This window comes from Limnohabitans sp. MORI2 (assembly GCF_027925025.1).
Taxonomy (GTDB): Bacteria; Pseudomonadota; Gammaproteobacteria; order Burkholderiales; family Burkholderiaceae_C; genus Limnohabitans.
The window spans coordinates 462,244-479,063 of record NZ_AP027058.1 but is presented as its reverse complement, the minus strand read 5'-3'; the positions used below and the strand labels follow the sequence as shown (position 1 = coordinate 479,063).

The 16,820-nt window shown below is 53.5% G+C and carries 18 protein-coding genes; 5 read left to right on the top strand and 13 right to left on the bottom strand.

Annotation, left to right across the window (positions count from 1 at the left end; all coding sequences use genetic code 11):
* Nucleotides 1-38 precede the first annotated feature (38 nt).
* From flgA to QMG27_RS02430, 3 genes are all read left to right on the top strand, one after another.
* The gene (gene flgA, locus QMG27_RS02440; protein ID WP_281812809.1) at nt 39-806 is read left to right on the top strand and encodes a flagellar basal body P-ring formation chaperone FlgA; all 768 of its coding nucleotides are present in this window, start codon (nt 39-41) and stop codon (nt 804-806) included.
* A 114-nt stretch (nt 807-920) separates the two neighbouring features.
* Nucleotides 921-1,241, top strand: coding sequence for a flagellar biosynthesis anti-sigma factor FlgM (gene flgM, locus QMG27_RS02435; RefSeq protein WP_281812806.1), 321 nt, complete (start codon nt 921-923; stop codon nt 1,239-1,241).
* Nucleotides 1,242-1,257: 16 nt separating this feature from the next.
* Entirely contained in the window at nt 1,258-1,689 is a 432-nt protein-coding gene (locus tag QMG27_RS02430) for a flagellar export chaperone FlgN (RefSeq protein WP_281812804.1), read from the top strand.
* Between the two features lie 4 nt (nt 1,690-1,693).
* Here QMG27_RS02430 and QMG27_RS02425 read toward each other — a convergent pair whose 3' ends face one another.
* Genes QMG27_RS02425 through QMG27_RS02405 form a run of 5 tightly spaced genes read right to left on the bottom strand, consistent with a single transcriptional unit; the run spans nt 1,694 to nt 5,082 of the window.
* Nucleotides 1,694-1,981 carry an EscU/YscU/HrcU family type III secretion system export apparatus switch protein gene (locus tag QMG27_RS02425; protein ID WP_281812802.1) on the bottom strand — a complete coding sequence of 96 codons (288 nt, stop codon included), beginning with the start codon at nt 1,979-1,981 and terminating at the stop codon, nt 1,694-1,696.
* Nucleotides 1,978-3,066, bottom strand: coding sequence for a hypothetical protein (locus tag QMG27_RS02420; RefSeq protein WP_281812800.1), 1,089 nt, complete (start codon nt 3,064-3,066; stop codon nt 1,978-1,980). Before QMG27_RS02420 ends, QMG27_RS02425 begins: the two co-directional genes overlap by 4 nt.
* Before the next feature lie 9 nt (nt 3,067-3,075).
* A complete protein-coding gene (locus tag QMG27_RS02415; protein ID WP_281812798.1) occupies nt 3,076-3,465 on the bottom strand; it encodes a hypothetical protein in 390 nt (129 codons plus the stop codon).
* Between the two features lie 34 nt (nt 3,466-3,499).
* Nucleotides 3,500-4,546, bottom strand: coding sequence for a hypothetical protein (locus tag QMG27_RS02410; protein ID WP_281812796.1), 1,047 nt, complete (start codon nt 4,544-4,546; stop codon nt 3,500-3,502).
* Nucleotides 4,547-4,599: 53 nt separating this feature from the next.
* On the bottom strand, nt 4,600-5,082 hold the full coding sequence (locus QMG27_RS02405) for an LPP20 family lipoprotein (RefSeq protein WP_281812794.1): 483 nt from the start codon (nt 5,080-5,082) through the stop codon (nt 4,600-4,602).
* Between the two features lie 133 nt (nt 5,083-5,215).
* Between QMG27_RS02405 and QMG27_RS02400 the strand changes: the two genes are divergently transcribed.
* Nucleotides 5,216-6,316 carry a sigma-54 dependent transcriptional regulator gene (locus QMG27_RS02400; RefSeq protein WP_281812792.1) on the top strand — a complete coding sequence of 367 codons (1,101 nt, stop codon included), beginning with the start codon at nt 5,216-5,218 and terminating at the stop codon, nt 6,314-6,316.
* An 84-nt stretch (nt 6,317-6,400) separates the two neighbouring features.
* On the opposite strand, the gene QMG27_RS02395 is transcribed toward QMG27_RS02400, so the two are convergent.
* The 8 genes from QMG27_RS02395 to flhA all read right to left on the bottom strand — a co-directional run bounded on the left by QMG27_RS02395 (nt 6,401) and on the right by flhA (nt 14,883).
* Nucleotides 6,401-7,426 (bottom strand): flagellar motor protein MotB, encoded by a 1,026-nt coding sequence (locus tag QMG27_RS02395; RefSeq protein ID WP_281812790.1) that lies wholly within the window; start codon nt 7,424-7,426, stop codon nt 6,401-6,403.
* Nucleotides 7,426-8,286: a flagellar motor stator protein MotA gene (gene motA / locus QMG27_RS02390; RefSeq protein ID WP_281812788.1), complete on the bottom strand. Its 861-nt coding sequence runs from the start codon at nt 8,284-8,286 to the stop codon at nt 7,426-7,428. The genes QMG27_RS02395 and motA overlap by 1 nt, the downstream gene beginning before the upstream one ends.
* 127 nt (nt 8,287-8,413) lie before the next feature.
* On the bottom strand, nt 8,414-8,836 hold the full coding sequence (gene fliS / locus QMG27_RS02385; protein ID WP_281812786.1) for a flagellar export chaperone FliS: 423 nt from the start codon (nt 8,834-8,836) through the stop codon (nt 8,414-8,416).
* A 76-nt stretch (nt 8,837-8,912) separates the two neighbouring features.
* Nucleotides 8,913-9,788 (bottom strand): hypothetical protein, encoded by an 876-nt coding sequence (locus QMG27_RS02380; protein ID WP_281812784.1) that lies wholly within the window; start codon nt 9,786-9,788, stop codon nt 8,913-8,915.
* Entirely contained in the window at nt 9,785-10,543 is a 759-nt protein-coding gene (gene fliA, locus QMG27_RS02375) for an RNA polymerase sigma factor FliA (protein WP_281812782.1), read from the bottom strand. The genes QMG27_RS02380 and fliA overlap by 4 nt, the downstream gene beginning before the upstream one ends.
* The gene (locus QMG27_RS02370; protein ID WP_281812780.1) at nt 10,540-11,367 is read right to left on the bottom strand and encodes a MinD/ParA family protein; all 828 of its coding nucleotides are present in this window, start codon (nt 11,365-11,367) and stop codon (nt 10,540-10,542) included. Before QMG27_RS02370 ends, fliA begins: the two co-directional genes overlap by 4 nt.
* Nucleotides 11,360-12,748 (bottom strand): hypothetical protein, encoded by a 1,389-nt coding sequence (locus tag QMG27_RS02365; protein WP_281812778.1) that lies wholly within the window; start codon nt 12,746-12,748, stop codon nt 11,360-11,362. The genes QMG27_RS02370 and QMG27_RS02365 overlap by 8 nt, the downstream gene beginning before the upstream one ends.
* Before the next feature lie 38 nt (nt 12,749-12,786).
* Complete coding sequence (flhA, locus tag QMG27_RS02360) at nt 12,787-14,883, bottom strand: flagellar biosynthesis protein FlhA (protein WP_281812776.1); 2,097 nt, start codon at nt 14,881-14,883, stop codon at nt 12,787-12,789.
* 189 nt (nt 14,884-15,072) lie between these two features.
* On the opposite strand from flhA, the gene QMG27_RS02355 reads away from it, so the two are divergent.
* Nucleotides 15,073-16,812, top strand: coding sequence for a flagellar hook-length control protein FliK (locus tag QMG27_RS02355; RefSeq protein ID WP_281812774.1), 1,740 nt, complete (start codon nt 15,073-15,075; stop codon nt 16,810-16,812).
* Nucleotides 16,813-16,820: the final 8 nt, after the last annotated feature.

Sequence of the window (16,820 nt, the reverse complement as noted above, 5' to 3'; positions counted from 1 at the left end):
GTGTCTAAACAAATGTCAAAACATCAACACTGACCCGAATGACTATGCAAATGCTGTGCCTAAAAAATGCCGACACCCAACGCTTGAAGCGCTGGGGCATGGCGCTGGCCGCATGCGTGCTAAGCCACGCCCAGCTTGGTTTTGCAGCCGATTCAGCGTCAATGGACAGTGGTTTTGAGGCCTTGCAAAAACAAGCTCAACAATGGGCCAGCTCGCACCCCTCTTTTCGCGGTAAACAGGTGCAGGTTGCGCCTGTTGACCCACGCATTACGGTTCAAAACTGTCAACAAAACCTGCAGTTTGAGCACCCTTTTCCAAACCAACCGGCCGTACGCGTGCGCTGCGCCCAACCGGCTTGGCAGCTTTTCGTCAATCTGACGGCTGGGCCGACGCCTTCACGCGACACAACATCCGGCCAAGCTCTGCACAGAGTCTTGGTGTCCAAAGAGCTGCTCAAGCGCGGTACGGTGATTTCCCCTTCCATGTTCAGCTACGCGGAAATGCCAGCTGCCGGCATGGAAAACCAAATCATTTCTGATGCAAATTTATTAAAAAACATGGAGTTGGTGCGCGACCTCACGCCCAACACCCCTCTGCGTTCGTATGACGTGAAGACCGCTGTGTTGGTCAAGCGCGGACAAGAGGTTTTGGTCACAGCAGGCGAAGGACAAGGCTTTTCCATCACAATGCGTGCGGAAGCGTTGCAAGACGGTGGTTTGGGTGAACAAATTCGCTTAAAAAATTCGGAGTCGGGTCGATCACTCTATGGCGTGATTACTGGACCGAATGCCGCGAAAGTGAAGTGAAAAGTGGTATTTAAAAAATATTTCAAAAAAACGCTCAAGTTCTAAAATTTGGGGTCGATTGAAGTGTTGTGAAAAAGTTTGGCCCACTCAATGGGCTAAGAAAGTGAAAACATCATGAATGACGCTATTTCAAACTACGGTCGTATGACGCAATCGAACGCTGCCATTCGCAGCGCCATCGATAAAGTCGAAAAACGAAGCCCTTCTGCCGCGCAAGCCAAAGAGGACTTGGCTCCGTCCATGGATAAAGCATCTTCCGCAGGAGCAGACAAAGTGAGCTTGAGCAACGTTGCCCAAAAAGTCATGGCACAGCCAGACTTTGACCGCTCCAAGGTTGAAGCGATCAAGCAAGCCATCAAAGACGGTAACTATCCTGTGAATCCACGCCGCATCGCCGAAAACTTTGTGGCGTTGGAAAAAATGATCGGTAACTGATCGTTCGTTGACTCGCATGACATCACTCGCCACGGACACACAAGCCTCCTCACTTGAGCAGGCTTTGGCTTTGGTGAAAACGCTGGAAGATATGCTCGAACAAGAGTTCGAGCACCTGAAAGCGCAAAACCTTGACGCATTCGAAGCGTCGCAAACATCTAAAACTGAGCTGTTGCAACAGCTCGCGCAGTTGGCTGGGATTGATGGCCCAGAGTCTGCTGACGCCCTAGGCCCAGAGTGGGATGGTTTCAAAGAACACATGGCACATTGCCGCGACATGCATCGCCGCAACGAAGTGTTGATTGTTCGAAAAATTGACGCCATTCGCGGCGCATTACAAAGTTTGCAAATTCAAGACCCTGCAAGCTCCGTTGAGATTTATGACCGTTTGGGCAAAGTCTCGCGTGGCGGACGACGCGGTGGCGGTCGAGGTTACGCAGAGGCGTAACCCACTAGGCTTTTTGGGGCTTTTCATCCCCAGGCTGCATGCCCTTGAGCCAATACACCCACGCCAAAATCACGGCGACCGCGGTGAACATATCTTCTGGGATTTCTTGCCCGATATCGAGTCGGCTCAACATCGCTAACAGACGTGGATCTTCGGCCACATACACGCCTTGCTTTTTGGCTTCGGCCACGATGCGACGTGCAAGCTCGTCATCGCCTTTGGCTGTGAGTACAGGCACTTTGTTGCGGCCATACTCCAACGCCACTGCTTGGGTGTAGTGTTTGTCGTTCATACGCGTGTGTCCACCACGCTGCCGTGTTCTGGTGGAGGATGGTCTGGTGTCGCATCTGGACGTGGTGCGTTGTAAACCTGAAAACTGCCCATGTGCAAGCCTGCACTTTCGAGCTCATCGGTCAGTTCGGTGGCATTGAACTTGGCCAGATCGGCCACGTCTTTACGCAACGCCCACATGGTCAAATCCACTTGCGCATTTGCGCTGATGGTGGTTTTAAGCCACACCTCGCCCAACACGCGACTTTGTGTGTGCATATTGACCACCAAAGGCGATTTGGGTTGCCCGGGCTGATTGCCCTTTTGCTCAAAATGCAGCTCCACCGGATCTGCGTCTCGAAAGGGAATGACAAAAGCGAAACTCAAGTCACCTTTGTTGACCGCTGGACTGGCCTGCAACTGCGCCGCCTCTAACTCATCCAACGCATGCTTGAGTGAGTCTTGGGTCTCTACGCTGTCTTGTTCTTCGACACGCTCACGTTCGGCCATGAGCAAGCGCAACAACACCTTGGTGTTGTCTGCCACAGGCTCACCATCCGCCAAACTTGCTTCGCTCGATCTGGCATGCCCCAAGATAAAACGCTTCAGTGCTTGAGGTTGCAAACTACTCATGCTCAAGCGCTGCGCACCGATGCGTTTCTTCAGTTCTGCTGCATCTTGAACCGGTGGAATCAAAGCTTCCAACACGCCAGGGCGCAACAAAGCCATGAGGTTTGTAAACCCTGGTGGTTGAAACAGCAAGGTATTCAAGCGGGTAGGGAGGCCAGTAGGCAATGGCTCCGTTCCTGCAAAACTGCCGGTATGCAAGAGTTGCAAAGCCCATTTACCCGTGGGTAACAAGTGTGCACGCAGCTGCACCACGTCGCCATCTTTGATGTAGGGAAACAGTGGCACATTAAAGCTGTGCTCATTCAGCACCAACTTGAGATGCTCATTGCGCATGGCCGCGACCGCCTGCACCACCTGACCATCGTGTAGACCCAGCTGACGTGCCACTGGCGCCTCAACATAGGCCGTGCGCATTTCCAAATGAACAGGCGCCACACGCGGAATCGCGTGGACGCCCTCAGGACCCAAGATTGACACAGCGGCCCCTTAGGGGAATCGCACCCAGTTCTTGCGCTCGTTCATATTCATATCGGCCGTCGAATAACCGCCGCCACGGTGCATGCCGCTGTTGCCGGGGGCATGACCAGGCACCATATAGCTGCGAAGCAGATCGTCATGGTTGGGCACATTCAAAACAGCCCCAGCCATCAATGAGCGAGGTGGCGCCTTGGTGAAGGCTTGTGGATTTTGTTGCACAAACGCATTGCGCAAAATATCAACGCGCAAGGGGCTGTCGGGCATGGTCTTGCGAATCACTTTGTCTAACGTGTCACCCGACTCAACCACATACGTGGCATGCGCAACCGGTTTGGCTGCTAGACAAAGCATGGGTGCGCTCGCAATCATGCAGCACAGCAAAGCGCGAACGGAAGTCATAGGCGTTTTCATGGTCGGTTCTCCCGTTGATGGTTTAGTACGTGTAAGGCCAAGCAACCCAAGCCCCTTTGAATTTTTGTTTTCGTCCTGCCACTTGCTTGATTTCAGCTTGATAAGGCGTCACCGATTTAACTTCGGCCAACACCGCAGCGTCAAGTGCGCTAGGTTCAAGCGTATGGCGAGGCAGAACCGACGGATCGGCGATCATGAGTTTGTCGCCCACACGCAGTCCTGCGTTACTGCCTGCATTGAGTGCCAAACGTCCGTTGGTTTGTTCAACCGCAAACGTTTGAGGCTCACATGCCAATTGTTTCTCGAGCTGCGCTGTCATGGCTGACACTGCACGCGAGATGGCAGCATTGGTATCGGTATCCATTTTTGGTGTGCCATACGCTTGCGTGGTGAGGCTAGGCACCACCACCTCTTCGGCAAGGAACCATCCCTGACGCTGGCCTGGGCCACTGACTTGCAAGGTCAAACCAAAAGCAGAGTAATCATCAGAGACGCCGCTCAATGGCACTGGCGTCACAGTGAGCTGGGCGTGCCATTGAATGTGTTCTTCCCCATGACCATGAATCAAACGGTCATACGTACGCGCCTGCGCTTGTGTGCTGACCAACCGCCAACGCTCTGAACGTGCCGCAGATTGAATGAGCCGCGTGCGTGCCGCAAATCCGAGCTGTTGCGCAAGATAGCGTTGGGTGGGAACCAACCCAGGAGATAAATCCATGCCCACCGTCATGACTTGACGCAAAGGCGCTTTCGCCTGAGGCGCCTCACAGCGGCCTGGTTGCACGGACTCAACTTGGTTGGCCGCGACCAACTCTGCTTGTGGTTGTTGCCCTGCGTCACGCACGTATTGCGCAACTTGCAAGTCACGCAATTTGATTTCAGATGAAAACCGATTGAGCTCTCGCAACTTGCCATCGCTCTCCATCCAGCTCGTGGCACTGACGCGGGTGTTGGACTTCATGGCTACCTCAACCATGGCTCTGCGAATGGCCTTTAAGCGCTCTTCTGCACTCAAGTCAGCCGCAGCGACGGAAAAATTGACACCTGCCAGCCCCCAAAGAACCGTCAAGCAGAGGTGCTGGCGCAACGAAGTCCACATCTTCACAATCTCGTCACATTCGCTCAGTTACGTTTGGCGCTCAAGCTAGCAATGTACAAAGCACGCAAGTCATTGACCACATTACGGTCCAGCGACATGGTGGTCTCGTACGTGTCATCCCCAACAGGCGTGATGCTGACCAAGACGGCACCGTAGATCACGCCCTCGACGCGCGCGCGGAAGGTATCGCTCATCACCGTCATATCTGCCACGGTGGTACTGGCGTCCAATTGCTGTCCGTAGACCTGCTCAGTCAAAGCACGGTAGGCGTCAAGCTTGGATGCGCGGATCGCAAGCAAGCGTTGCTGCGCAGGATTACGGTGATTTTGAATACTAATCACCGCATAACCCGTAGCCACCAGCGTCTCACGCTTTTGTGTCATGGGTGTGATCATGTTGGCGCTCTCGTCCAAGCGGGCTTGCGCGGGCATGGGTGGAGGCGTGTTAGCGCAAGCGGTCAGCAAGAGGGCGGAGGCTGTGGCAGCCCAAAAGGTGGTGCGGTTCATATCTATGTCCTTGAGAGGTCTCCCCCATGATTCGGCACCGACTCGGGCATCTTTAACAAATCTAAATACGAATACTTTTTCTGTCTTGTGAAATAGGCAGAGTCGCCGACAATCATGTGTAGGAATTTTTGACATGACATCCACGACAAACTTCATCGGCTCCAGCGAGTCAGCGGTCTCTTTGCGCCAACTGGTCGCAACCATGGCCAACTCCAACGCCACGGTGATGATCACGGGCGAAAGCGGCACGGGCAAAGAACTTTTGGCCAGGCTGCTGCATGAGCAATCAGACCGCTGTGGCGCCAACTTTGTGCCAATTAACTGTGCGGCAATTCCTAAGGATTTGCTGGAAAGCGAGCTGTTTGGCCACCGCAAAGGCGCTTTCACAGGGGCTGTCGCCGATCGAATCGGACGATTTGAGCTAGCCCATGGCGGCACGATCTTCTTAGACGAAATTGGCGACATGTCGCTCGACATGCAAGTCAAGCTGCTGCGTGTCTTGCAAGAACGCACGGTCGATCCCATTGGTAGCACCCGCCAAGTACAGGTGGATGTACGCGTGGTGGCAGCGACTCACCGCGATTTGGAAAACGAAATTGCGGCGGGTCGTTTCCGTGAAGACTTGTATTACCGACTCAATGTGCTGCCCATGGTGACGCCTCCGTTGCGCGAACGCAACACTGACATCCCCGAATTGTTGGCATTTTTCGCAAAAAAATGCGCCAACTTTGGCAAGCAACCCATTCGCTTCAAACCCGACTTCTTGGCGGCTTTGCAAAAGTACCCATGGCCAGGCAATGTGCGTGAACTCTCCAACGTGGTTGATCGCTTCAGCACGCTCTATGCAGGCCAAGAACTCGACTTACGCGCGATCCCACCTACCCTGCTGCCCAAAGGGTTGGTCTCTGCTCAGGCCGAGTTGCAAGCGCAAGCCCCTTTGTTGGCCAAGCTCGAAATGACGCCACCTCCCGAGGTGCTGGCCGAGATGAACGAGGAGCCGGAAGAAGAGGAAAACGAGATCGAAGGCCTCATCATGCTGGCGCAAGGCATGCCTCAATTACCACCAGAGGGCCTGTCGCTCAAAGAGCGCATGGCTCAGATTGAGCGCAGCATCATTGAGCAGGCGCTCAATCGCAACTCGGGCAATGTGTCTCGTACCGCTAAGTTATTGAATTTGCAACGCACCACCTTGATTGAAAAGATCAACAAGTACGAGCTGCGTCCAGCGGCATAAGCCAAGGCGCCTGACACAACACTGCGGTCCATGCAAGAAAAAAGGCAGCTCTGTGAGCTGCCTTTTTTTACGCCATCGCGGGGCTTAATCTTGGTCGTTGTAGAGCACCGTGATACTCATCCTGCGGTTTCTCGGATCGCGAGGATCTTTGGGATTGAAGGGGTCGGTATCGGCCACACCCTCAATACGTGCAAAGCGACTTTCTTTGATACCGCTTCTTTCGAGCAATGCACGCGTTGCCTCGGCACGCTCTGCAGACAAGGACCAGTTATTGCGACCTTCTTTGTTGTTAAACGGCACACTGTCGGTATGACCTCGGATCGCAATCTTGTTGGGCATTTCGGCCAAAGATGCGGCGATTTCACTGATCAAACTAGAGGCTTTGCCTTGCATGCCAATGCCGCCACTTGGGAACATCGCAAAATCAGCTTTATCGATGATCTCAATGCGCAAGCCTTGCTTGTCGCGCGTCACGGACACTTGATCTTTCAAGCCACCGAGTTTTTTATTTTCAGACAGCTTTTGTTCAATCTCTTTTTCGAGTTTGTCAAAGTCAGCCTTCTCTTGCGCTTGGGCAATTTCTTTCTTTTGCTCAGGCGTCAGCTTGTCAGGGTCTGAATAGGGGTTGTTGTTTTCCTGTCCGGGATCCGTGCTGGGGTTGGGACCACCTTCTGAGCGAGGTGTCAAACGTTCGAGCAATGCCGTTTGCTTGGCTGCAAAGGGAAAGCCATCGGGATCGATGATGGAGCGACCACCCAACACACCATTGGAACCAGCCAACTGACCAATGGCCACCAAACTTTGTGAAGTGGGTTTGAAGTAATCCGCAATACTTTTACGCTGATCTTCGTTGGAAGCGCCTAACAGCCACATCAACAAGAAGAAGGCCATCATCGCCGTCATCATGTCGGCCAACGCGATCTTCCAAGCACCGCCGTGTGCACCGCCATGGCCGTCATCAATGATTTTTTTGATGACAATGACGGGCGCAGGTGCTTCGTCTTTTTCTTCTTCCGTTTTCTCAGGCGCAGCTGCAGCCGCTGCTGCGGCTTCTGCTGCTGCCTTTTCGGCGTCTTCGGGCGCGGCGGCCGCGTCTTTTTCGTCAGCCATTATTTCCTCAACGCATCAAAGAGTTCACCAAAGGTGGGTTGTGCATGATGGTTGATACACACGCGCGCCGCTTCGATGATCAATGGAACAGGATACCCATGCATATTGCCAATGATCACCTGTTGTGCCACCTTCAAAGCTTCGCTGTCTTCATCAATGATTTGCACCAAACGTTTGCCAAAGGGTTCAAAAATACCGTAGGCCAAGAACACCCCCAAGAACGTACCCACCAACGCGCCACCAATCAGGGCACCCAGTACAGGAGGAGGTTGGTCAATCGCGCCCATGGTCTTCACCACACCCAACACACAAGCTACAATACCCAGCGCTGGCAAAGCGCCAGCCAGTGTAGAGAGTGCGTCTGCGTTTTGCATTTCGCTGTGGTGGTGGTGCTTGATAGAGGCAGTCATCACGTCTTCCACCGCATAGGGACTCAAGGTACCTGAAGACACCACCATCAAACGGATGGTGTCACACACCAAGCCCACCAAGCCATGGTCGGCCAACATCTTGGGACATTCACCAAAAATGGCACTGGCCTCGGGGTTCTCCACGTGCGATTCCATCGCCACAGCACCTTCAGCCTTCAAGGTTTTCATCAGTTTAGAGATAACCGCAATGATGCCGATGTAGTCTTCCTTGTGGTAGCGAGGGCCTTTGAGCACACGCCCCATACCTCCCCAAGCACCTTTAAAAATCGCGCCAGAGTTACCGGTGATCATGCCGCCAACGCCAGCACCACCAATAATGAACATCTCGAATGGGGTGGCTTTGATAATGGGCGCCAAGCTACCGCCGGCGATCACGAAACCGCCGAACACGCAAATGAACAAAACGACCAAACCAATAATTGCTGACATCTAACTCTCTCCCCATGCAGGTCGGCGCACCCAAGTCCAAACTTGGATGCGCCTTAAAACTTTCCCGTACAGCCTGCTAGATTAACTGATAAATCAGCCAATTCCGCTAAAAAGCGGAAAAGCTTGATCAGTTCATCATGCTGGCTGGGCGGTTACTTGCCGGCACCAGAGAAGGCATACCTTCCCAAGCGTCGCGAATTTCGCGCATCAAACCATAAATCTCATCCAACACCGCCAAATCATTGTGGGCGTTGGCGTGGAACAAACGACGGGTCACATAGCTGTACAACTCATTGAGGTTGTTCGCCAGATCACCACCTTTTTCAAAATCCAAGGCGCCTTGCAAACCAATCACGATACGGCTGGCACGCGCAATGGCTTTGGATTTTTCATTGATATTTTTATGCTGGATATGACCACGCGCAGTGGACAAACTCTCCAACAAGCCATCAAACAACATCTGAATCAATTGCACATTGTTAGCCGTGGCAACACCACTGCTGACTTTGACATCGCCGTAACTTTGAATGGCTCGTGAATTGGCTCGCATTTGATAACTCCTGTGTATTTCTTAGCGTACACAAGCAGTATCGGAAGCGTGCCAGCAAACTTGAGCCTCATTCATATCAGGCAGGTTTCACTTCAAGCTCAGCCTCTTGCTCAGGGGCTTCTTCGGCCAAAACTTCTGCCTCAGGCTCGGAATACATCACAGCCTCAACCGTTTCAGCGGCAATTTCTTGCCGCTGCTCGTCCTCGTAGGCTTGAACATGCTCGAGCCCTTGAGCCAACTCCTCTGGCGTGATCTCGCGCTCTGTGCTGTTCTCAACCAAGCCCTCACCCAAAGTGCTGATTTGAGCTGACTCATCCGTCAGTGCCAGCAAAGTGCTGTCGTCGTGTGACGCCTCTTCATGGATGGGCGCTTCTTCAAACAAGAAGTCAGAAAACGGCACTTCATTGGTGATGCCAACACGTTGGTAAAGCATATCCACCACGCTGTCTACCGTCTGCTTCAAACGAACCAAGACATCAGGGTTGGGATTGTTGGCATAGCTACCCGCAAACTCTAGGGCGGAGCGATAAACGCTGCCCAAATGCTGTGGTGGCAACCAAGACACGATGTGCCCACGCACAGTTGGAATCTTTCGTGTAGAACTCGGAACTTTGCTTTCATCTCCGCCCACTTCCTCCAACCCATCTTTGAAGGTGGCCACAATGTGTTCACGCAAGATAGGCTCGTAGTGCGGGCGTAAAGCATCGATCATGCTGGCATCAAAGCCTTCGACCTGTTTGCCGTTCATGGCATCCCATAGCTTTTTGCCCTCGAGTCCTGAAAACAGCAAATCGCCAGGAATTTCAGCCCCCAACTCTGGCAGAGCGGGCACATCTGGCTTAGGCGCCTCGTACATCTTGGCCAAGTTGTTGATTTTGTCAATCAAATACAGCGTCAAAATCACCAAAAGGAGCAAGATCCACGAGATCATGTTCATCATGAAGTTACTCATGCGCGTCTCCTTGTCTCAACCTTCTCGGTTTCGGCAGCGTTGTCAACCTTGAGAGTGCCACGCAACTTCTTGACTACGGAGGACAAGATTTGACTCACGCGCGATTCACTCACGCCCAGTGTCTCGCCAATCTCTTTGAGGTTGAACTCTTCAACGTAGTAAAGCTGCATGACGAGCTGCTCACGTTCAGGCAACTGCGCAATCGCATCCGTCACCGCGTCCATGAATTCGGCCTCTTCCACAATCACTTCTGGTTGCTGCGAGCTGTCATCGGCAATGGTCATCACCTCTTCGGTCACCACTTCCATCGAATAAGTCTCAAAGCGCTTGGCTTTGCCGCGCTCTTTGTGAAACTCTTCAAGATCTTTGCCCATGTACTCGGCAATTTCTGATTGGGTCGGCGTGCGACCCAACTCAGCTGCTAGCGCATGCACCGTGGTGTTGTGCTCTTTGTTGAAAGCCACTGCAGAGCGAGGCAAAAACGACAATCGCCGCACTTCATCCAGCATCGCACCACGCACACGGCTGTGTGCGAAGTTTTCAAACTCGATGCCCTTGGTGGGATCAAAAGCACGAGAAGCTTCGAGCAGACCAATCATGCCCACTTGAACCAGCTCATCGAGCTCCATGAATGCAGGAATACGAGCCTTCAAGTGCAAAGCCACACGTTTGACCAAGCCCAAATGGGCCATGACCAAATCTTCGCCTTTAGGCTTGCAAGATTCGTACATTTGTACGGGGGATAGTGTTCTCATGTGTCAGACGAACTGTTTTGCATCAGTCGCTCCATGAAAAATTGAAGACCACCCGAGGGGTGATCAATCGGACGCAAGTGCGTGCATGCCTCAGCTAAGCGCATGTAGTCACGAGCGGCTGCCGTACCGGGGGCGAGTTCCATCACCGACTGGTATTTTTTGAGTGCACGCAAGACCATCTCATCTTCTTCGATCGAGGTCAGGTAGTGCACCGATTCGCCCAAGAAACGCACACAGACGTCGTTGAGCTTTTTATAAAGTTTCCAGCCTTCTGACTGGCTCTTGACCATGTTGGGCAAGAGATAGATTTCATCCAAGCCCATCTCTTTGCTCAAGATTTTGATGGTGCCATAGGCGTCAGCAATAGACGATGGATCGTCTTTGACCACGATGAAGCGGCGCTGGCAGGCTGCCAAGAAAGACAACACGGAGGGCGAAATACCAGCAGCCACGTCAACGATCAAATAATCTACGTCGTCAGACAACACACCAAACGACTGCACGATGCTGGCCGCTTGTACGTCGCTCAGGCCTGCCAACTCTTGCATACCCGAAGCGCCGGGGATGAGCTTCACGCCTTGGCGAGTTGTCACGAGAATTTCTTGCAACGACTTTTGTCCTGCCAAGAAGTGTCCCAAGTTGTATTCCGCACGGGCACCCAAAGCAATTTGCGCGTTGGCCAAGCCGAGGTCGGCATCGAACAGCATGACGCTGTGGCCCAGCTGCGTCAGCGCCACAGCCAAGTTGATAGAGGTGGTGGTTTTACCGACGCCACCCTTGCCGCTGGCAATGCCGATGACTTCTGTTCTACGTGTATTACTCATGGGTCAAGCCTGTGGTTTCGGTTTTAAATTTCGCGGCAATTTGTGCCAATTTGGAAGATGCGATGTCGTTCACTGCGGCATCGCGTGCATTTTGTTGAGCTTGTTCTTCGGTCTCAGGCAATGGCAAGTTGTCCAATGCACATTGAACCAAGCCGGCCAATGACACGTCTTGCACCAAATCGCTGGTGCGGTCACCGTGGCTGGCCACAGACACGCTCAACGATTTGTCGGTCAAGAACTGCAACAAGGCCCAAGGCTGGGTGGATTCGTCCAACTTGCTCAGCATCAAGGATGCCCAAACGTTGTCGGTGTTGTCAAACACACGACGGATGTTGGCCGCTGATGCATCAGCGGGAATCACAGCATGGCACTGAACATTCAGGTTCATGGCGCGAATCTCAGCCAGGCGTTCGTTCATTTGCACACCGGCGGTGTCAATCAAGATGAGTTTGCGATCGGTGTGCTCATCCAACAACAGCTTCAAGGTGGAAGCGTTGGTGGCGCGGAAGGAATCCACGCCAGACTGTGCGCACAGCAATTGGGTTTGGTTCCAAGCGCCAGCACGCTGGTCCTGGAAGCTGATGACCATGACTTTTTCGCTGCCATGCAATTGCGCGGCATGTTGTGCCAAGCGGGCCACCATCATGGACTTGCCAGCGCCTGATGGGCCAGCCAAAGCATGAATGCCAGACACAGGCGTTTGCGCTTGTTCTTGCTCCACAGAGTGCGCCAATTGGCGGCTCAAAGCACCCATGGCGTCTGCCATGTTGTCGTGGTCTTTGATGTTGTCAATCAGCAAAGCACGCAAAGCGACAGGAATCGGTGCATCGTTCAGGGCATCGCGCAAAGGCAGGACAGCGGCAGGCAATGGCATACCGCCTTGTTGCCAAGCTGCCATTTGTTGGCCGAGCTTAAATTCGCGGCGCAAAGAGTTGAGCTCTTCACGTACCAGCGCCACGATTTCGCGACCGCGCAAAGTGTCGTGCTCTTCGGCGGCCTGCTTGGCTGATTCGTCCATCGCTGAGGCTTGCACTTTTTGCGCGGCCTTGACTTTGGGTGCAGTTGATTTGGCAGCCACTTCCACGATGGGTTTAGCCACCTTGGTGGCTTGACGCTCGCGGGCTTGGCGTTTGTTTTGCTCAATGGTTTGGCCTAGGAGCACATCAAACTTGCCACTGGGTTTGCCTACTTGCGCGAACTCTGGCTTCACATGGGGATCCGCTTCTTCTGGCGACAGAGGTGCCAAATCAACAGCCACGATCAGCTCAGTCAATCCATTGACTTGGCCGCTTGAGATGACAAGCACGTCAGGGCCGTATTGGGCCACGGCCTTTTCGTTGGCAGCGCGGATGTCGCGGGCAAGGATGCGTTTGAGTTCCATAGGTCAGCTCACTCTGTCTTTTGTTATAGGTTTTCGGGTTATCGGGCTTTGGCGTCCACGGTGTGGATCACTTTGACGGCCTGATCGTCCGGAATTTCGCTGTAAGACAGCACAGTCAAATCGTTCACGCGGAATCGTGCGGCTTTGGAGAGCCATCCACGAATCACGGGGGACACCACCAACACAGCGGGGTGGCCCATGTCTTCTACGGTGCGCGATCCTTCGCGCAAACCGGCAAATAAGTTTTCTGACAAACCAGGCTCAAGCACCACAGCTTGACCAGGTTGGCTTTGTTGCAGTACGTTGTGCAGCAATTGCTCTAAGGAAGGTTCCAGCGTCATCACTTGCAAGCTGTTGTCTGCATCAATCAAGCTTTGCATGATCATGCGACCAAGCTTGGGTCGGACCATGGCTGTCAGTTGTTCTGGGTCTTGGGTGCGCGTGCTGGCTTCGGTCAAGGCTTCGGCAATCGTGCGCATGTCACGAATGGACACTGACTCAGACAACAAGTTTTGCAAAGTACGGGTCAAGATGCCGAGCGACAACTTGCCAGGCACCAAGTCTTCGACGATCTTGGGTGACTTGGCTGCTAATTTGTCGAGCAACTGCTGGGTTTCGTCATGGCTCAACAAGTCAGAGGCGTTTTCACGCAACACTTTGTTGAGGTGGGTAGAAATAGCTGTCGCAGCATCGACCACGGTGTAACCGAGCGTACGAGCTTGATCGCGTTGCGAGGGTTCAATCCAGACGGCTTCTAAACCGAAGGCGGGTTCGCGAGTCGGAATGCCTTCTAAGTGGCCATACACATGGCCGGGGTTGATGGCCAATTCACGACCGACTTTGACTTCACCCTTGCCACGCACCACACCTTTGAGGACGATGTTGTAGGCATCTGGATCGATGTTCAGGTCATCGCGGATACGCACGGGTTGAACCAAAAAGCCCAACTCGGCAGACAATTTTTTACGCACGCCCTTGACGCGTGTCATCAGCTCACCGCCGGTTTCGGCGTTGACCAAGGGAATCAGGCCATAGCCAATTTCCAAGCCAATGAGGTCGACTTGGTCCACATCGTCCCAATCGAGTTCTTTGGGTGCGTCGGTGGGGGTGGCATCTTTTTCGGCTTGTTCGGCTTGCTCTTCCTGAACTTCGCGGGTGATGATCATCAAACCCAAGCCTGCAGACGCGAGGGCCAAGGTGATGAACATCAGATGAGGCATGCCGGGCACCATGCCCAAAATCAACAAAATAACAGCAGAGATAAAGAGTGCGCTGGGGTTGGCCAACTGAACCGAAGCTTGTTCAGAAATCGATTCGGCCGTGGTCACACGCGTCACGATGATGGCGGTGGCCAGTGACAAGAGCAACGAAGGAATTTGCGCCACCAAGCCGTCACCGATGGTGAGCAGGGTGTAAATGCGGCCAGCTTCAGCCACAGGCAAATCATGCTGTGCCACGCCAATGATCAGACCACCGACCATGTTGATCAACAGAATCAACAAACCGGCCATGGCGTCGCCGCTCACGAATTTGGAAGCACCGTCCATCGAACCGAAGAAGTCAGATTCTTGGGCCAATTCAGCGCGGCGTTGTTTGGCGGTCTCTTGGTCGATGATGCCGGCGTTCAAGTCGGCGTCGATCGACATTTGTTTACCAGGCATGGCGTCCAAGGTGAAACGGGCGTTCACTTCCGAGACGCGGCCTGCACCTTTGGTCACCACCACAAAGTTGATGATCATCAAAATCGCGAAGATGATGAAGCCCACCACATAGTTCCCTGCAATCACGAATTCACCAAAGGCCTGCACCACACGTCCTGCGGCATGCGACCCTTCGTGACCATTAACCAGCACCACACGGGTGGATGCCACGTTCAGCGCCAAGCGCAACATGGTGGCAAACAACAACACTGTGGGGAAGGATGAAAACTCGAGTGGTTTACGGGTGCCGATGGCGATCATGATCACCACCAAGCTGCAAAGAATATTAAAAGTAAACAAAAAGTCCAATAAAACTGGAGGCAATGGCAAGACCAACATTGCCATGATGACGAGCACCACCACCGGAATACTGAGTCCGGAGAGGTCAAATTTCGACAAGTTGTGTCGAATCGTTGACAGAGTGAGAGTGCTCATTTGGAAAATCCAGTTTGAAGTGGAACGTTTTGGTTTCTTTTTGCCTTGAAAACAGATTCGAGGCATGTTTGTTAAGCAATCGATGTGCCAAGTCAAACTGACACTGATGTGCCTGCTGAGTGAAAGCGGCAAGAACTAACCTGTCACGGTTCTTGCTTAACTCCTTGGCAAACTCGTTTAAAGACCACCATGAACCTGTCCAGTTACCTTCAAATGCCACCAGCCCCGCTGGTGCCAAACAACACCAGCAACGCGGCGGCGCAAGGCGCCAGCGCAGGTGTGAGCCCGTCTACGGGCAACAGTTTGGGGTTTGATTTCGCAGATGTCATGGCGCGTCAACTACAACGCTTAGTGCCCCAGCAGCGGCAAACTATTGCCGCTGACGCGCCTCACGAGGCTCAGACAGCCTCAGACACACAAGATTCGCGCCCAGTGGTGCACGATCGCCACAGCATCGATCGACCAGATCAGCAAGCACGCAACACACGGACTGAAGACGAGGCAAACGCTCAAGACAGCGAAGATCGCCCCACGACCCAAACTCGCCCTCGCAAACAAAGCAACACTACAAAAACAGTCAACACAGACGTCGATGCGTTGCTCGAAGGCTTGATGCAAGGTGCGCCCATCACACCAGCCCCAGCCCCGCAAGCCGTGACTACGGCCGAAGTCACCGTCTCTTTGAAGGTTGCAGAGGTCAGCTCAGTTGTCGCACCCACTCCAGCACCCGCATCAGATGGCTCCGAACTCACCGCCAACGCCGCATCGTTACAAACTGTCGCGTTAAGTTCGCAGATGCGCATCATCACAGACCCCAAAGCGGCACCCAGTCCTGAGAGCCTGATCGCTTTTGCCCAATCCATGGGCATCGATGAATCCGCTATTCAAGATTTGCTCGCCCAACAGCCTGCGACCTCAGCCACACTGATGACCAGTGCAACAAACGCTGGCGTGACAGCGACGGGTTCAGGACTGACGCCCTCCCCTACGTTGCAAGCAGGTCTAAATGCCACGCTCAATAGTCAGATACAAGGCATCGTCCCCACCGACAGCGACATTGCCACACAAATGGCAGCCATGACCGCCACCACCGCGCAACCTGCGGTGATTTCTGGCGCAGGCTTGGCAGCACCCGCGACCACCTTGACGACCCCCTCAGTACCAGGCTTGACGCCCACTGACATGGCAGCGATCCAACAATTGCAAATCACCGTCTTGCCTGCCGCCGTGTTGCCCATCAACACCCACGCAGTCAACACACCTGCACCCAGCACGATAGAGATGTTGTCGCTCTTTGGCACGGGTATTGATGAAAACGATGTGAGCGCCCTCCTGTCTCGCTTCTCAGAAGAAACCAGCAGCGGCCAAGATCAGCCGTCGTCACAAGGCGAAGACCAACATTTCAGCAGCTTTGCTCAAGCGCTGAGCACGAACAAAAATGCCGCAAGTGCAAGCCCTACAAACGCAGCACAGGCCACCAGCGCTCATATGAGCGAGGTCTATGACCAACTCAGCGACAAGCTGGCCACCGAGATGGCAGCACGCATGCACAAGCAGCTGAGTGATGGCGAATGGAAGATGAAGTTTGCACTGCGTCCCTCTAATTTAGGCGGCGTTGAAATCCATCTCGAAATGAAAGATGGCCAACTTGATGCCGTTTTCCATGCCGACAACCCTCTGACCCGCGACTTGCTGCAAAACAGTAGCCAGCGTTTGCGTGAAGCACTTGGAAACTTTGGCATTAACGCCGGCCAAGTCAACGTCGGTCAAGGTGGTGGTAACACCCAACACAACAGCTCTGGAAATTCCAACAGGAATACCCAAGTTAGAGACAATTCATCATCGCAAGTCAGCGGTACAGGCAGCCCTTCTGGTGCCACCTCAACCCGTAACAAGGCCAATGCGTCCTTGCTTGACCTCTATGCATAAATTACGCA

Bases quoted from the DNA above. Each gene is read 5' to 3' on its own strand.
- flgA (WP_281812809.1), top strand. From the start codon at position 39: ATGACTATGCAAATGCTGTGCCTAAAAAATGCCGACACCCAACGCTTG.
- flgM (WP_281812806.1), top strand. From the start codon at position 921: ATGAATGACGCTATTTCAAACTACGGTCGTATGACGCAATCGAACGCT.
- QMG27_RS02430 (WP_281812804.1), top strand. From the start codon at position 1,258: ATGACATCACTCGCCACGGACACACAAGCCTCCTCACTTGAGCAGGCT.
- QMG27_RS02425 (WP_281812802.1), bottom strand. From the start codon at position 1,981: ATGAACGACAAACACTACACCCAAGCAGTGGCGTTGGAGTATGGCCGC.
- QMG27_RS02415 (WP_281812798.1), bottom strand. From the start codon at position 3,465: ATGACTTCCGTTCGCGCTTTGCTGTGCTGCATGATTGCGAGCGCACCC.
- QMG27_RS02405 (WP_281812794.1), bottom strand. From the start codon at position 5,082: ATGAACCGCACCACCTTTTGGGCTGCCACAGCCTCCGCCCTCTTGCTG.
- QMG27_RS02400 (WP_281812792.1), top strand. From the start codon at position 5,216: ATGACATCCACGACAAACTTCATCGGCTCCAGCGAGTCAGCGGTCTCT.
- QMG27_RS02395 (WP_281812790.1), bottom strand. From the start codon at position 7,426: ATGGCTGACGAAAAAGACGCGGCCGCCGCGCCCGAAGACGCCGAAAAG.
- motA (WP_281812788.1), bottom strand. From the start codon at position 8,286: ATGTCAGCAATTATTGGTTTGGTCGTTTTGTTCATTTGCGTGTTCGGC.
- fliS (WP_281812786.1), bottom strand. From the start codon at position 8,836: ATGCGAGCCAATTCACGAGCCATTCAAAGTTACGGCGATGTCAAAGTC.
- QMG27_RS02380 (WP_281812784.1), bottom strand. From the start codon at position 9,788: ATGAGTAACTTCATGATGAACATGATCTCGTGGATCTTGCTCCTTTTG.
- fliA (WP_281812782.1), bottom strand. From the start codon at position 10,543: ATGAGAACACTATCCCCCGTACAAATGTACGAATCTTGCAAGCCTAAA.
- QMG27_RS02370 (WP_281812780.1), bottom strand. From the start codon at position 11,367: ATGAGTAATACACGTAGAACAGAAGTCATCGGCATTGCCAGCGGCAAG.
- QMG27_RS02365 (WP_281812778.1), bottom strand. From the start codon at position 12,748: ATGGAACTCAAACGCATCCTTGCCCGCGACATCCGCGCTGCCAACGAA.
- flhA (WP_281812776.1), bottom strand. From the start codon at position 14,883: ATGAGCACTCTCACTCTGTCAACGATTCGACACAACTTGTCGAAATTT.
- QMG27_RS02355 (WP_281812774.1), top strand. From the start codon at position 15,073: ATGAACCTGTCCAGTTACCTTCAAATGCCACCAGCCCCGCTGGTGCCA.